The 15,838-nt window shown below is 41.8% G+C and carries 12 protein-coding genes; 3 read left to right on the forward strand and 9 right to left on the reverse strand.

Annotation, left to right across the window (positions count from 1 at the left end; translation table 11 throughout):
• The first annotated feature begins 165 nt into the window (after positions 1–165).
• Positions 166–1,890, forward strand: coding sequence for an alpha/beta hydrolase (locus D0C16_RS17420; protein ID WP_151033533.1), 1,725 nt, complete (start codon positions 166–168; stop codon positions 1,888–1,890).
• A 230-nt stretch (positions 1,891–2,120) separates the two neighbouring features.
• Here the strand turns inward: D0C16_RS17420 and D0C16_RS17425 are convergent, their stop codons facing one another.
• From D0C16_RS17425 to D0C16_RS17435, 3 genes are all read right to left on the reverse strand, one after another.
• On the reverse strand, positions 2,121–2,543 hold the full coding sequence (locus D0C16_RS17425) for a transposase (protein ID WP_255481936.1): 423 nt from the start codon (positions 2,541–2,543) through the stop codon (positions 2,121–2,123).
• A gap of 272 nt (positions 2,544–2,815) precedes the next feature.
• Positions 2,816–3,370: an RNA 2'-phosphotransferase gene (locus D0C16_RS17430; protein ID WP_151033535.1), complete on the reverse strand. Its 555-nt coding sequence runs from the start codon at positions 3,368–3,370 to the stop codon at positions 2,816–2,818.
• Positions 3,367–3,822, reverse strand: a complete 456-nt coding sequence (locus D0C16_RS17435) for a very short patch repair endonuclease (RefSeq protein ID WP_151033536.1) — start codon at positions 3,820–3,822, stop codon at positions 3,367–3,369. Before D0C16_RS17435 ends, D0C16_RS17430 begins: the two co-directional genes overlap by 4 nt.
• A 59-nt stretch (positions 3,823–3,881) precedes the next feature.
• Here D0C16_RS17435 and D0C16_RS17440 point away from each other — a divergent pair, with 59 nt between their 5' ends.
• Both D0C16_RS17440 and dcm read left to right on the forward strand, forming a co-directional pair.
• A complete protein-coding gene (locus D0C16_RS17440) occupies positions 3,882–4,148 on the forward strand; it encodes a hypothetical protein (protein ID WP_151033537.1) in 267 nt (88 codons plus the stop codon).
• An 87-nt stretch (positions 4,149–4,235) separates the two neighbouring features.
• Positions 4,236–5,789, forward strand: a complete 1,554-nt coding sequence (gene dcm / locus D0C16_RS17445) for a DNA cytosine methyltransferase (RefSeq protein WP_151033538.1) — start codon at positions 4,236–4,238, stop codon at positions 5,787–5,789.
• Here the strand turns inward: dcm and drmB are convergent.
• From drmB to D0C16_RS24080, 6 genes are read right to left on the reverse strand one after another with little or no spacing between them, the layout of a single operon-like run.
• A complete protein-coding gene (drmB, locus tag D0C16_RS17450; RefSeq protein WP_151033539.1) occupies positions 5,786–7,654 on the reverse strand; it encodes a DUF1998 domain-containing protein in 1,869 nt (622 codons plus the stop codon). The genes dcm and drmB overlap by 4 nt on opposite strands.
• Positions 7,651–11,379: a helicase-related protein gene (locus tag D0C16_RS17455; RefSeq protein ID WP_225318737.1), complete on the reverse strand. Its 3,729-nt coding sequence runs from the start codon at positions 11,377–11,379 to the stop codon at positions 7,651–7,653. Before D0C16_RS17455 ends, drmB begins: the two co-directional genes overlap by 4 nt.
• A gap of 1 nt (position 11,380) precedes the next feature.
• Positions 11,381–13,108 (reverse strand): nuclease-related domain-containing DEAD/DEAH box helicase, encoded by a 1,728-nt coding sequence (locus D0C16_RS17460; protein ID WP_151033540.1) that lies wholly within the window; start codon positions 13,106–13,108, stop codon positions 11,381–11,383.
• The gene (locus D0C16_RS17465) at positions 13,109–14,632 is read right to left on the reverse strand and encodes a hypothetical protein (protein ID WP_151033541.1); all 1,524 of its coding nucleotides are present in this window, start codon (positions 14,630–14,632) and stop codon (positions 13,109–13,111) included.
• Positions 14,633–14,635: 3 nt separating this feature from the next.
• Positions 14,636–15,553: a hypothetical protein gene (locus D0C16_RS17470; RefSeq protein WP_151033542.1), complete on the reverse strand. Its 918-nt coding sequence runs from the start codon at positions 15,551–15,553 to the stop codon at positions 14,636–14,638.
• Between the two features lie 13 nt (positions 15,554–15,566).
• On the reverse strand, positions 15,567–15,731 hold the full coding sequence (locus D0C16_RS24080) for a hypothetical protein (RefSeq protein WP_191968532.1): 165 nt from the start codon (positions 15,729–15,731) through the stop codon (positions 15,567–15,569).
• Between the last annotated feature and the right edge of the window lie 107 nt (positions 15,732–15,838).

Consider the following 15,838-nt stretch of genomic DNA (forward strand, 5'->3'; position numbering starts at 1 on the left):
GATTGACGCGCCACCTGAACTATTCAAACCTTGAATTAGTCTGTTACATTTCGGTCGTTAGGGTTCTGTTAGTTTTTTTCATACTTGTACCAAGGCAAAGGTTGCTAAAGCGCCATGGTCGGGTAAGCATCCTAACTTTCGCTATTCAATACCAAAGGAGCTGTTATGAAAATCTTGGAAAATTTTTGCAAGTTAAGTTTGTCCTGTGTTTTGCTGTCGCCACTAATGGCATCTGCTGACGTAAATAACGAACGTCAGCTCGATGAAAAGGCACCCGCAGCAATAAATTGGCAACCCTGCTTTACTGATGAAAATCCCAATCTGCTATGTGCGCACTATGCGGTGCCGTTAAACTACCAGAGCAACCGTAAAAACTCGCCGACAATTCAACTGGCTTTGATTAAATTACCCGCACGAAATCCCGCCAAAAAACCTCTTGGCAGTCTTTTTTTGAACCCCGGTGGGCCTGGTGGTAGTGGCGTGGATTTTGTGCGTTACGTTGGCGAGTACTTATTTAGCCAGGAGGTGCGCGATCAATACGATTTGATCGGCGTTGATCCGCGCGGTGTGGGCCAGAGTCAACCAATTACCTGCGGTTTAAGCATAGAAAATGCGCTGCAAATTCTTCCCCCGTTTGAATTTCCGGTTACGCGAACTGAAGAAAAACAAAAGATAGAAAGCGATAAAACACTTAGCGCGCTCTGCGCCAAAAATGGCAATGAGATAATGCACCAGATGACGACCGCTAATGTGGCGCGCGATCTGGATGTATTACGCCAAGCGGTGGGCGATGAATTACTAAATTACGTGGGCTATTCCTACGGCTCTTATTTGGGGGTTACTTACGCGAATTTGTTCCCGCAAAAAGTAGGTCGCTTGGTGGTGGATGGCGTGCTTGACCCGGTAGCCTGGTCCACTGGAAAAAACTGGAGCGGCTGGATAGTCCCGGTCACTACGCGCTTGGAAAGTGATAAAAGCGGCATGGCGACCTTGAACGAGTTTTTTCGTCTGTGTGATCTTAGCGGGCCAGGCAGATGTCTCTTTGCCGGAGATTCAGCGGCGCGTTTTGACCAATTGGCGCAGCGTTTAAAAGCCAAGCCACTGCCAATACCACTATCGGATGGCACAATCTTTGAACTCACCTACTCCCGTTTGATCGCAGAAGCGCTCGCTGCCATGTACAGCAGCGCCAGCTGGACATCCTTTGCAGAACTCCTCGCATTTGTTGAATGGCAAATGCCACCGGCTGCGATTGGCGAGAAATACACAGTCTTGCGTAAGGAATTGGGAATCGAAGAAATTCCGGTACCGATTGATAACGGCCTGTTCACCTTTCCTGCCGTAATGTGCAGCGATTCAGATAACCCGGAGCTGCCGGAGTTCTGGTCGCTCTGGGGCGAAGAGTCCGACCGGCAAAATGGTTATTTCGGTCGTTTGTGGACCTGGAACTCAAGTCTTTGTGCAACTTGGCCGGGCTCCAAAAAAAGCCGCTACACCGGGCCATTTAATAAGAAAACCAAAAACCCGGTATTAGTAGCCAGCACCGAGTTTGACCCGGCGACATCCTACGCAGGAGCGAAAGCAGTTGCGCGCTTGTTGCCAAACTCGCGCTTGGTTACCGTTGCCGGTTGGGGCCATACCACGCCTGGCCTTTCTGCGTGCGCTGACAATATTACCGCCGCCTATCTGTTAACCGGCGCTCTACCAAAAACCGATACGCTTTGCCAACAGGATTTCCTGCCGTTTGGCTTGCCCGGCGCGACAGCCATGAGCGATGAAATGGTTGCGAGCAAACGCAGCCAGGCGGAGGCGATTTCTGTAGAGCGTGAAGAAAGCGCCAAGCAGGTACGTAAAGCCATTATTCGCAGCAATCGCCAACGGTTAAATTAATTGGCGTTAGTAACGCGGAGTTAAATAAAAAGCCGATCTAGTTTTCAGATCGGCTTTTCTCATTCCGCTGAGCATTTTGCGCGCGTTTCATTAATACGGAAACTCATCAATCGCCACAACGTAGCCCGTATGGAGCCTAGCGAGATACGGGGCTTTTGATGTCGTTGTTGGCGGTGATTTTTATTGATCCGAAAAATAACAACCCCGCATTCCGTTAGACTCCATGCGGGCTACGTTTTTGGAATCCAATCGAGGGGCAAGATTCCCGCATGGACATAGCGATGAAAACCGGAATGCGGCCAATCGGCGGCGCGCTCGACAAGGCCGTGTTTAACCGGATTGTAATGGATGTAATTGATATGGTTATTCATATCTTCATCATCACGAATAGTGTGTTCCCAAAACCGGCGTTGCCACAGGTTGTATTCACCGCGCCCATTGGCAGCGAGCGGCACCCCTTTTTTTAAAAGTTTTTGCGTGTATAGGGATTTAATTAGCCGCCAGCGCGACGAATAATTATCTTCACCTGCAGGTAAGGTAATAAGCGCATGAATATGTTCAGGTAAGACAACAATCGCATCCACTTGAAATGGCTTGCGCGCTTTTGCTTGCCGAAACGCATCGCGCAATTCTGCGATATTCTCTACTAACAAACGAGAGCTTCTATCCTGCAGTGTCACTGTAAAAAAATAACACCCACCCTTAACTCGATTCCGTCGATAAAGCACCATAACAATTCCTTGCGTTGCGTAGCCCGTATGGAGCCTAGCGAAATACGGGGCTTTTGATTTGAATTTTGATTTTGACTTTATTTTTTGATTCTTTCGAAAAAACAACCCCGCATTTCGCTAGGCTCCATGCGGGCTACATTGGTGCTGATAAAACAATCGTTAACACACATGGCAAATACATCAGCTACTGTTAATTAGTTCGTGGTGTAATCTGAAATATATTCCGCTGGCACTTGCTTGGTTAACCAAACATTATTATCCGCCATATAAAACTCATGCCCCGCAGCGCTCATGCGCGCACAATCCACAACCAGTAGATGCAACTTGCCGTAGCGCTCTCCCACCTGGCTTGCAGTCTCAACCGATTCCGACAGATGCACATAATGCCGTTGGCCGGGCAATAAACCTTGCGCGCGAATCGATTCCACAAATCGGGTGGCGGTGCCGTGGTACAACACAGCGGGCGGTGTTATCGCTTTATAATCAATACTCACCTGCTCACTACTATGCCCTTGCGCCGCACGAATACTCAAACCATCACCGGAAATGGTGAAACGTTTTTTATCGCTGGTGTCTACCACTCGCTGGAGCAACTCACGATCAAACTGTTTACCCGCCTTAGTAGCGAGTGAAATCAATTCCCCAATACTAGCCCAACCTTCCGCATCGAGCTGTAAGCCTATCGACTGGGGCTCGTGACGAAGTATGTAGCTTAAAAATTTACTGAGCTCTGTTAACTGCTTGCTCATAACTCTCGACCCTTAATTTCCGCAGATTGCGAATCATACACAAGCCAATTAGCGGTGGTGTGAATTACTTCGTTAAGATTGCGGCGGGTTTTGCCTTTTAATGCGCATTCCCAAATCACTAATACCTTCCAGCCTATCGCGATACAAGTCTGAATATTTCGCTCATCGCGCATTTTATTTGCGCCAATCTTTTCCCTCCAAAACTCAACGCGGGTCGATGGCCACTTGAATATGTGGCAGCCGTGTGCGTGCCAGAAACAGCCATTTACAAAGATTAGAGCGTGATGTTTAGGGAAAACCAGATCAGGTTTTCCAGGAAGGTCCTTTCGGTGAAGTTGATAGCGAAATCCCAGTTTGTGCAATCCGCTCCGAATGATAATTTCAGTCCTGGTATTCTTGTGCTTAATACCGGACATCATTGCGGAGCGCGTTGTTTTATCCACTATATCCATTGCCGAACAACCACAAAAATTGTATATTTATACAGTGATTAGCTAGGGAGGTTTTTATCATGCAAGTTGCTTTAAAAAGTTGTGGCAATCCTGATCATGGACAAGATCCAGATAGAAAATATTATTTATGCGAACCGAATAAAATAGTTGATGTTACATCATACGCTGAGGCATCAAAAATTTGTCGTGAGTTTATCGTTAAAAATGATTTGGGTGGCGGCAACTGGACCGGCGGCCAAATTTATATTAATGGTGAATACATAGCCAAAGTGAATTATGCAGGAATTATTCGCTCGATTGATGGAAGTGAAGTACTGTTCTCGTAGTTTTTCGTCTTAAAGTAAGTAAGGGCAGCCTGGATTTGCAGATTAATCCTGTTATTCTAGGCGCCTCATTTTTCTCTGTTTCCCCATATGTCCTCTCAAATCAAAATTATTGACCTCTTTGCCGGGCCTGGTGGTCTGGGTGAAGGCTTTTCTGCTTATAAAGATAAGAAAACCGGAAAGCACCCTTTTTCTATTGCTGTCTCCGTAGAGAAAGAAGCCAGTGCGCACCAAACATTGCAGTTGCGGTCATTCTTCAGAAAATTTCCTGATGGCCAAGTGCCTGACGAATACTATAAATATGTGAGTGGGCATCTTTCACGCAAAGCGCTTTTTGATGCTTTCCCGAAAGAGGCGAATGCGGCTAAAGAGGAAACACTTCATGAGCCGCGTGCTTTAGGAGAGGACAACAAATATATTCATGAGCAAATAGAGCGCGCTTTGGCCAATCACAAGGGAAAGACAATTGTGATTGGTGGCCCACCATGCCAAGCCTATTCTCTTGTGGGGCGCGCAAGGAATATGGGTATTGTTGGTTATGAGGCCAAAAATGATCCCCGCCATTTTTTATATAAAGAATATTTGAATATCTTGTCGCGGGTTAACCCGGAAATATTCGTAATGGAAAATGTGAAAGGGATTCTTTCATCCACTGTAGATGGAGAAAAAATATTTCCTAAAATACTGGATGATTTGAAGTGTCCCGGTAAAGCGATAAACAAAAAAACTGGGAATAAATATAGAATCTATTCCCTTGTAAAATCCGCAACAGATCCCAAAGACCCCGAGTATGAAGATTTTTCCGATTTCATTATTCGTGCAGAAGACTATGGAATTCCGCAAGCTCGCCATAGAGTAATTCTTTTAGGTGTCAGAGAAGATATCAAAAATATTCCAAGTCAGCTGATTACCAGCGATAAGGTCAATATTGAAAAAGTGATTGGTGATCTTCCATCGCTTAGAAGCGGTCTTTCAAAAGGTGGAGATAGCTACGAGACGTGGCACGAAACCATCGCAGACATTGTAAAGAAATTGCCGTCTAAACTTAGAAAAAGTGAGTTTAAAGAACTAGCTGGAAAAATCGCACACTATTCACCGGTAAACATAGAGGCGAACCATCGTGGTGGGCGGGCAATACCTGCAGGTCGTTTTGTTGTAAAAAGTATGCCTTACGGCTTGAAGGATTGGTTTTATGACGCGCGATTAAAGTATGTTTTAAATCACGAAACTCGCGGGCACATTGTTGAAGACTTGGAACGTTACTATTTTTGCGCAAGTTTTGCACGTGCCTATGCAGACCGTGAAAATCCTAATCCTAAATCTCATGAGTTTCCGAAATTTTTAGCTCCCAATCATAAAAACTGGGAGTCAGGAAAGTTTTCAGATCGTTTTCGTGTACAAGCGGAAGGGCGTTACGCAACAACGATAACTAGCCACATCTCAAAAGATGGTCATTATTTTATTCACTATGATCCACTTCAGTGCCGCAGCCTCACTGTTCGTGAGGCTGCTCGCATACAAACATTTCCCGACAATTATTTTTTTGAAGGCAACAGAACTCAGCAATATGTACAAGTTGGAAATGCAGTGCCGCCTTATCTTGCAAAAAAAATTGCAGAGATAGTTACTGACGTGATTGGTTAACCATCAACCAAAAAGCTATCAAAAAATCCTGATCCGTCTTTTGCTAGCGAGACAAGTAATCGCCGATCTAGCAGGCTATTCATATGTTCGCATGATGTTTCTGGAAGTAGTGCACAACTATGGCATGCTGCCAAATTTAGCGAGCCAGGTCCTTGCCCTCTAGACTCTGAACATATCGGATCTGAAGAACACCATTCGGCCTCTGCTAAAGCAGATTTTAAAATGTTTATTAATTGATTGTTGGCTGTCATAGCAACTAACCCGCCGAGAGAACCTTCGGAATCGCCAGAAGATGTATAAATTAACACCCCAGCCATAGCACCGTCTGGATCATCAGAGCAATATAAACGCTCTCTTAATGCGGAGCTGCTATAACCTGAATCAAATACCAATCTATTAATTAAAAGATGCGCCAGCGTATGAAGCAGCAAAAAACGCGGGGTAATTCTACCTGCCTCAAGAGTAGCCATTGAGTTGGTGATGGCTTGCCTCGGTAAATCTTTTACACGATTTTTTACATCTGGGCGAGATTGCCATGAATTCAATAAGCCCTCATTTAGTTCAAGATAAATACCCTCACCATAAACTCTAACTGCTGGCAGCCAAGTGTCTTTAGATGTTGTTGAATTACAGCGAATTGAATTTTGATAAGCCTGATAGTGGTTATCTGACTTTTCTTTAGTGCCGGATTCAATTCTATCAAAACCTACAAAAGCTCTCGTTTCAGTTAAACGTTCAACTCTGGAAATATGTGAAAAATACTTTTGGAAACTAGCGCCAATCTCACTTAAATCTAATGGGAAACATTGCAGATCTTTTCTATCTTGTCCATCAAGCAATAATCGCCGTTCTTGTCTGCGGTATTCTGTTTCTTCATCGTCAGAATCAACGACGTCAATAGATGGGCTTAATCCAGATACAACGGCACTAAAAGCTGAAAGAATTTGATCGTTAGTAAATAGATCTAACTCAAATTTCACCTGCCCCTTTAGTGTTGCAAGCTTTATATCATCTGAGAATCCTGCAATTGCAGGAAAAAGCTTAGAAGGAACTTTTTCAACTAATAAATCAATTAGACTTTCGATGTCATGCTGATCTTTAATGGGCAACTTAATTGAGCTTATTACTTTTGAATAATATAAGTTCGTCGCTTGTCTCAACATTCCAACCAAGGGTTGATCACATAAAACTGAATCGGTATGCGCATCACCGAACCATGGTTTTTTACCGGCACAAGGAAAACTGATGCCTTGCACAGGAATAACCGTGTTGCTTAAGGTCTTTCCGTCTTCTTGGCTCATAATACCAGCAAGATTTCTTTGCTTTCCGCAAGAACAACTTACTATGGTATCAGCTAAGGTTGCATTTTTTGTGCTTCGCAATGTTAGTTCTGGTTTTGCGCAATCAGGAGATGGATCTCCTCGATGAACCCATTCAATCCATGGGAAATCTTGCAGATGACCATTTTTGCAAGAGGCAACAAAGCGAACTTGAAATAGGATTCCATTGCAATGTTTGCATGTGGGAGAGCCAGCTACTAGAGGAGATAACTCCTCCATTCGATTGCAAAATTTACAAACGTGCCAACGTGGAAATCGGTAAACAGGAAGCCATTGTTTGAGCCTTTTATCGAGTTCAGAGGAGCTTTTTCTATAAGATGGCGCATCAGGTGGCTGCCTAAAATGATCCACATTCAAACGCTTTGCTAATCGCTCGTCAGCAAGCTTATAAGGCTCTATATCGCCATCACCGTCAAACCAACCATCAATCCCAGATGTTAGCAATGAAACCCCTCTACTATCCACATGGATTGCACCTGGGCCGAAGGTGCTGATCATTTGGCCTTTACGTATTTTTGAGCTCATAGCGCTTCTCCCTTTGCGTAAGGATCACATTCAATTCTTAAGCCCGCTTCACCATCAACAGAACGCATGCTAGTAGGTGCTGGCCACGCGTGGTCTCTGTGTGATTTTGGTACTGAATCTCCAAATGAATACAGAACTGGGTTAGGTGGATAAGATCCTATTTTCCCCCAATCTTGGTAGTTGCTTTTATTTTTTTTCCAGTGATTTTTCATGCTCTCAAAGATTCTATTAAAATGATTTCGCTGGATGTCATCCTGAAAATATTGTCCACGAGTGGCAATAATCATCTCGCGGCACTGCTCAAAAATGCTGGCGTCTACGTTAGTTGGCTCAGCGCCAATCGAGGAATATTGACGGGCATAGGCGACTGCAACCGCTCTCAGCCCTCTCTCCATTGCCGGCAAAGAAAAAGGAGTCACACTGGATGGCTCGACTTGAGCATAGAGTCTTTGATGGTAAGATCGGAAATGTTCAAAATGAGATCTATCGCGAGGTTTTGCAGTGGAGTATAGAGTCACCACTAGCCCTGGTGATCGATTAACATTACGCCCCACGCGGCCAGATACCTGAATGTATTGAGCGGTAGTTTTTGGCTGACCCACTATTGCCATCATTCCTAAACGATCAATATCTACACCCACTTCAATTATGCTAGAAGCAAGGCAAACATCGATAACACCATCGCCATTTAATTGCCGATGAATTTTCTCTAATCCAAGATTTTTTATGTTTTCTTTTTTACAGTGAACATAGAGATTCTCTAAAAAGGCGCAAACATCTAGAGTGAGTATTTTTTTAGAAATTCTCGTATCCAAATTCTTAAAATTATTGATAATTTCTATGTTTTGGATCTTTGGCATCAATACATTAAGTGTGTTTTCTATGTCCGAAAATTCTATAGTTTGTAATTTTTCTTGTAGTTTCGCTATCGCCTCCGGAATTTCTTCTGATTTGAGACGACTTGTCAACTCTTCATCCGATTTGATCCAGCGTTGCATCAACCAATCTTCACTTCTACGTTTAATTGAACCAATACGTTCAGGTATATCTCCTTGCAAAAGAGTTATTCCACCACCTAACTCTCTAATTGAGTTATAAAAAACGAGTAAAGTCCTCCATGGATCTTGATCGTGTGGTCTAAGCTTGTTAACGGAAGATAGTAATGCTGAAAATGTACGAACCTGAGCGGTAAGTTGAGAACTCAGGCCGGGAGCATTAACACCGACATACTTGCGGCCTGGTTTAAAATTTCCCAATTCATCACGTTCATATTTTGCAAAAAATGAATCCTCTGCATCTATCGCAGGAGGAGGAAAAAGTAATGCTTCTGACCGGCCATATAAACGTTGTATTTGTAGCCTATATTGCCTTGTGGTAGCTGTGGCTGCGATGATTTTAGGCTTGATAATTTGATTGTTGCGCTTATCTGTACAGAGGTCTTCTATCAGCGGCTCATACAAACCGACCATTGTTCCAAGTGGGCCAGATATTAGGTGAAGTTCATCTTGAATTATTAGAGAGGGGGGATTTAATTCTCTTTTTCCGTTCTCACCAATGCCAAAAATATGTCGAATGTTGTCATTCCAAGTCAACATGGCAAACTTATCAACGGTTCCTATAACTATTGATGGTTTCTCATTGTAAATATCTTCGTCAATTACAAGAATGGGTAAACCTGCATCAAAAAAAAGGCATTCACCATCTACGCAACGGTAAATAACTGTTCCTTTTTCTTTATAAAGTCCCAATATTTCATTTTTGGCACTTTTTGAACTTTTGCTTTTAGTCGATTGATGCCTAACAACACCCATTTGTGCTGAACACCATGGACATCGATCTAGCAAAAATGGGTTTCTTGTATCGTCTCCTTTTTGGAGACTGTCGAATGCTTTTAATGCGTCCTTTCTCGAGTTTGGCGTGTTGGCTCCTCCTACCCACAAGCCGATACTGAATCGCTCACCAGGAATCTCCTTCTTCTCTCGCAGAAATTCAAGGGCGCAGATTAGTGTTGATGCACGTTGCAATTGCTGAGCAGTCAGCAACCTCAATGTATATCGCATTAGTACTTGAGTTCCCTGCGCATTTGTTCCATGCATTAAACGTTCATAAACTAATGAGAACGCGGCCAAGCCTAAATAGGCCTCCGTTTTACCACCACCAGTCGGAAACCAGATTAATTCAACAGCCTCATGAAATGGATCGTCTTTATCAGCAACAGATAATAAGGCCATCAAAATAAAGCCAATTTGAAATGCACGCCACTTCCCATGTGCATCATTATCTTTGTATTTTTCAGAAAAACATGGAATTCCTTCCTCATTAAATTTAATGTTGCGAATTGCTTTAGGGGCATGAAGTTGTTGTAACAACATTGCTTCATTTGCGATCTTGAATGCTTTTAAAGCCATTTCGTTAGATTCGAGAAAATCGAGTCCCATCTGCATACGTGCGCAAGCTTGCTTACAATCATCGAGATTAATAATACCTTGCTGTTTCAAATTATCCGGAACATCCAAGGAGGAAACTTTGATTTCTTGGGTCACAATCCAAGATCGATATTGTTCTACTACGGCTTTCAGTTGCTGTAAACCTAGACAACTGGATGTCATTTCAAGTTCTGCTAGATCCCTCATTGAAACAGCCAGCTCTACACCACCAAATGTGATGTTTGGCGTAATACTTGGCACTTGGTATGATGGCAAAACTTCACTCCACACTTTCGAACATCGCTGTGCATCATTGCTAGGTGCCAAGTTCCAATCTGCAGCACACCCATGCCCAACGGCAAAGGTTTGATCATTTCTGTATATCAGACGATTTGAAAGCGTTTCATTATCATCATTTATTGAATCAGCTTCCCGGTAAGGAAGAATCATTGGACGGCCAACTTCGTCTGTCGCCTCCACTGAAAAGTGAGTCTGAAAAAAAGATTTTCTATTGCGATCTGTGTAGTCTCCTGCTTGGCTTTCGTTAATTAGTGCAATGGTGACAATTTTTTCACCATGCACATCATGACGATCAATCGCCCTTATACTTAATTCAAGCCCATTCGCGCTCAATACTCCAGAGCTATCGCAGGAAAGTAAATTCCAGACTTTTAAACTGCTTTTCCAATTAACTAACAAGTCAACTGTTATTTGAACTGGAATTCGTTTCCAACGCGGGGGTGGGGATTTTTTCCCGCCACAAAATACATCAAACGGTTGATATACCGCTCCAGATATACAGACTTCGAATTTTGACAAATTATTAAAATCTAGTTTAAAACTGACAGCCATTGACGAAGGCATGCGTGCATTGGCCAAGGAAAGATCAAAATCGTCGTCATCAGGTTGATGCTCACCAAATTCTTGGTTTTTATGATTTTCGCTAGATTTTGTTTGGTTGCTTTGATCAGGGTCATCCTGAATAGGTTCGTCTATTTGCTGCGCTGGCAAGTCATTTGTATCATTTACAGTAAGCAATGTATCTAAAGGAAATAAAACGCCGACTCCATATCGACTTAGCGGAAATTCTTTTAATATTTCTTCTTTGTTCTCAGCTTGAATCCAATTGGCATGAAGTTTTTCAGGGGAATCTAAAGTAATCGATGAACCTACACTTATTGGTTCGCCTACCGGATTTGGGCCAACTAACTCTTGTTTTAAAGACGCTAACATGACCTCATCGCGCGCTTGTGAACCGGTTAGGGTCCCACCAAATTTACTATACAGTTCTTCACTCACTTTATTTAGACTCCATCACTAATTTTGCTAGTTGCATTTCCGTAGTTTGACTCAGGAACAATGTAAATGATTCAGTTGACCGGGTGGTTGCAGTATATAAAAGCATGCGAGACTGAGTTGACTCCAGATCTACAATATCTGTTATAAATACAATAGGTCTTTCCATTCCTTTGAAGCCATGAATGGTTGTATACGCAATATCTTTTGCCTCACATTCATCTATTTGCCTTAAGGAGAATGAGGTAGGACAATTTGCCAATTGAGCTGCACAGCCATCTCTTTTGGGGGACAGTACAATCATTGAGCTAGGCGGATAGCCCCTTTTTAAATAACTTAGAATTGCTTCTTTTAGGGCATTTTGTTGGGATTGATCCGATTCATAAAATTTGTATTCAGGAGTGATTTCGTTATCACTGGAGCGAAGAATCATGGAATAGAGTCCATTCATTCGTCCAATTAATAAACTTTGCTCTACTGTAGATTTTCTATTTCGGCAATTTATTGTTAATGGAAAAATAGAAATATCGCTCGCTCTTTGTCGAAGATTACCTATAAGTTCCTGTTCTGATTTTCCATCAGAAAATAGAGCTTGCCCTTTAAAATCACCAAACATCTGCCAAATACCAGCCGCAAGACCGCTTTTTAGAATTAATTCCAAAACATCGAGCCAGAGTGTTTCACTCGAAATATCCTGGGCCTCGTCAACAATCAAGGCATCATAACTTGGGCCAAAATTGTTGTCGCCAAGCATTGCTTCAAGTGCCAACTCAGGGAGTACAGATTTCCAAAATTCTGGTGTATCCAAATATTTCGTAATACGCGCAAAAGATGCCATTAAGCCATGTATTGTCATGACTTTAATATTACTATATCCATAGCCAATCAAGTTTCCAATGTGTAATGATAATGGTTTACTGTAGCAAAGAAATAAAACCTTTTTCCCTGATATCGCCAAACGTCGAGCAGCCTCAATAGCTAGCACCGTTTTACCCGTTCCTGCTGGGCCAACAAATAAGAGACGCTCATTATAATGAGCAGCATCAAGCGCTTTGAATTGCTCCTCTGTGTATCGAATTAATTCATTTTCGTGCTGAAGTAATCTTTCAACGGGGGACTGGCTTAACTCAATTGGTGGCCGCAATAACGATAGTAATATCTCTATCTGATAGGCATTTAAATATTCTTTTTTGTATTTCAAAAAGGATACAGAATTTTTATAGTGTTCTAATTCTCTGTCACACAAATCGATTATGACTGCGCCAATGCCACGAGTTCTAAAAAAACGAGAGGAAATGCATTGCCAAGGCCGCCACTCAGGTGATATTTCAGTAAATTCTACGGAAGTAAAACATACCGCGGAAAAAAATGGGACGTCATTTAATGCGGTATGTCTCGAAGACAAATAACAGCGCAAGCTGTGCATAGTTTCACTAACTTGTTTAAACGGGCTTCTGTCTTTTCCATTGCTATCTTTTCCTAAATACCAATTACCTCCTTCTCTCTTGATAAATTGGTGTGCTTTGATTTCAAGGCATAAAACGCCTTTGTTCGGAATAATAATTAAAAAATCTACCTCACCCGAAATTCTGCTTTTATGATGAGCAACATCTACAGAATGCATAACAATCCAATCTTTTGTTAGCGGATCATTCCTAAGCCGCAAAAATAGCTCTTTTTCGCCTGGGCTTTTGACACTTTCTTCATAGTGGGAGGGGATTAGTCTTGCCATTTAAACGTTTTCCACCTCTGATACATCACTTGAGATAAACATTACATTCGATATTTTTTGCAACTTAAACTCATATTCTTTCAATACCAGAATATTAGATGTAAAGGAGTCAAGCCAATTAGGGCCACTCTCGTTTATATGTTTTTCAATGATTTTTTTTGCACGCCCCCTACTGTCAGAATGAATAGTTTTTCCAGCAAAGATTCGACCACCCTTAACCACTTTTGCTAGCTCGATATATTTTTCTTGCTCTTCTTGTAGATCGATTCCAGCAAATAGCAAAACAGCGATAAAATCCCTCGTATTTTGCGGGCTAATAAACTCAGATTTTACCCAATTCTTAATATTTGTTTCTGTAGCAGAAACAGCACCAAGCCGCTTTAGAGAAGATTCCAGATAGGAAATTCGTGTAATATTTTGCTTCAGTTTTTTCTTCCACGTTTCCATTATTTCCTGCCAATTATCTGGATCAAAAACTTTTACTGACACCCCAGATTCCCCAGAATTAATAATTTCAACTAAGTACTCCCCAGCACTCACATTTAATTCATTATTAGCCTTCCTCTCCTCAAATGTTCCATCTAAATTTATAATCCAGATATAATCATCACTCTCTACGGTCGTTGACTTTCCATTTTCGAACCTTACTTCCAGCTTTGCATGCATAGGCTGCATTGATCCAATATAATTGTCTGATGATTTTACAATTTGATCACCTAAAGCAGCAGTCAGAAAATTTTGAATATCCTGGCATTCTTCCATTGTTATTTCACCAGTAGACAGCTCTCCTTTATGAGCAATTTTTATTATTTCACCAATTGAAACTAAATTAGGGCTTTGACCGTAAACATATGAGTCAAATTCAAAAATGTTAGAGGGAGGTATTTTATTTGAATAATATGATGGCTGAATAAAAACTATTCGCTTGGACGGTGGATCAACCAACACATGCTTATGCCATGAAATCGGCCCAAGAAATATCACAACATCATCGGTTCCTTCAGCATCAACATCCTTGTGGGTAAAGACACTACACATACCATCTAATCCACAGTTTTTTAGTGCTTCTTGGATACTGACGACTGTTTCAGAGTCTTTAGCACAAAGTAAATATTTGTCTCCCATGCTATATTTAAGGCCAGCCCCATCAAGAAGTACGTATTCAAGCCCGCTTAATGCAACTGTAGGTATTTTGGTTAGGCCTTTCAAATTTTGTTCTAATTTTTTAAAAATAGAATCGAATTCAGGGTATGATTCTGAGAGTCTACCCAATTGACCAAAAATTTTATTTCTTTCTAATTCATCTGAATTGACACATCTATTATTTATTGAAAGCAAATTATCTATCGCTATAGAGCGGAATAATTTTGATATTTCAATGTAGATGCTATTTTCGATATTTAAACTGTTAAACTTATACCATGATGTTAAAAACGAATTAAATTCATCATTTTCGATAGAAATAATGTTAACTATCGCGGGAGTTGAATCTCCCCATAATTCAAAAGACTTTCTTCTCGTCATTTGTTAATCCATATATCCAAATGCACAAACTCCCAAAGATGGCGGTGCTTGCTTTAAAATTGAACTCAAAGGGTGATCAACTGGCTTCCCCTCTAAAGTAAGTGGTCGCAATCCTCTTTGACCAAGAATACGACAACTGTTTATAAAAGTTTCAATCTGTTCGTTGAGACCATGAGTTGTTCGATCTAGGCAGACAATTAATGAGCGATCAGATTTGTTTTCAATAGGTGGAATTTTCCCGCTCCATATTTCAAAATTTTCCGATTGTTCATTTTTATTTGCCGTGGACTGTACTCGTATTGATGCGTGCGCCTTTGTATTTTCTACGAGTCCTTCAATTGCTACTACATCACTTATTGAAAAGTCGCTACATTCTTCATAGAACCATTTCTGGTTTGCAGCATTTAATAATTTGCGCTTATTTCCAATAATAGTTACGGATTTCCATGTCACATCCCGTTCTGAAAATGAAGGGATCTTGAACGTTCTAATTTTCGAGCCCAACCAAAAGTTTCTATCTTCATCTTTCTGCGGAATGACGATGTTGTAGAAATCATTACTACTTACCGAACGGGATAATAGGTCTGGGCCTATAAATTTGAAGAAATGTTGATTGGACTCGTACACTTCCGAGTCAAAAAGGTACTTTTTCCCGTGGGCGCAATTTTCATTCCGAGAGTCGGCAATGAATACACAAGGGTTCATTTTCAAATAAAGTGACTTATTAACTTCTAGTGACCTTAATGCACCCATTGCTAGGAATAAAGTTGAAAAATTCTCTTCAGGGCAAACTAGTAATATACGCAACCCCCGAGATGTTATCGCTACCTCCCCGAGTTTTTGCAGGAATTTACACCACGACGGCAGTCCCATAAGGGTTTGTTCAACTGATTTGTAATAAGTAGTTTCGCTAAACATCATAGAATCCGAGGAGTTAATAATAACTAGTCGTAATTACTGAGGCCTCCGATGGCGTGCGGCCAATGATTTGGGCGAGTTTAATAATCTCGGGATTGGTGTGGTGCAATTTGCCAAACGGCGTGCGGCAGTAGAGGTGCAGCGTTAGCAACAGTTCGTCTTCTTGCCAGTTATTCGCCACGGGCTAACCCTCTGTGCCGGTGATGCTGTATTTATTGTTCATCGCTGTATTCCATAGCTGTTTCCCAAGGCGGATTCTGTACCAAAACGGGGCGGATGTGAAATACA

Origin of the sequence: Cellvibrio sp. KY-GH-1, from assembly GCF_008806975.1 — a bacterium.
GTDB lineage: Bacteria > Pseudomonadota > Gammaproteobacteria > Pseudomonadales > Cellvibrionaceae > Cellvibrio.

Bases quoted from the DNA above. Each gene is read 5' to 3' on its own strand.
- drmB (WP_151033539.1), bottom strand. From the start codon at position 7,654: ATGAGCTCAAAAATACGTAAAGGCCAAATGATCAGCACCTTCGGCCCA.
- D0C16_RS17460 (WP_151033540.1), bottom strand. From the start codon at position 13,108: ATGGCAAGACTAATCCCCTCCCACTATGAAGAAAGTGTCAAAAGCCCA.
- dcm (WP_151033538.1), top strand. From the start codon at position 4,236: ATGTCCTCTCAAATCAAAATTATTGACCTCTTTGCCGGGCCTGGTGGT.
- D0C16_RS17430 (WP_151033535.1), bottom strand. From the start codon at position 3,370: ATGAGCAAGCAGTTAACAGAGCTCAGTAAATTTTTAAGCTACATACTT.
- D0C16_RS17440 (WP_151033537.1), top strand. From the start codon at position 3,882: ATGCAAGTTGCTTTAAAAAGTTGTGGCAATCCTGATCATGGACAAGAT.
- D0C16_RS17465 (WP_151033541.1), bottom strand. From the start codon at position 14,632: ATGACGAGAAGAAAGTCTTTTGAATTATGGGGAGATTCAACTCCCGCG.
- D0C16_RS17435 (WP_151033536.1), bottom strand. From the start codon at position 3,822: ATGGATATAGTGGATAAAACAACGCGCTCCGCAATGATGTCCGGTATT.
- D0C16_RS17470 (WP_151033542.1), bottom strand. From the start codon at position 15,553: ATGATGTTTAGCGAAACTACTTATTACAAATCAGTTGAACAAACCCTT.
- D0C16_RS17420 (WP_151033533.1), top strand. From the start codon at position 166: ATGAAAATCTTGGAAAATTTTTGCAAGTTAAGTTTGTCCTGTGTTTTG.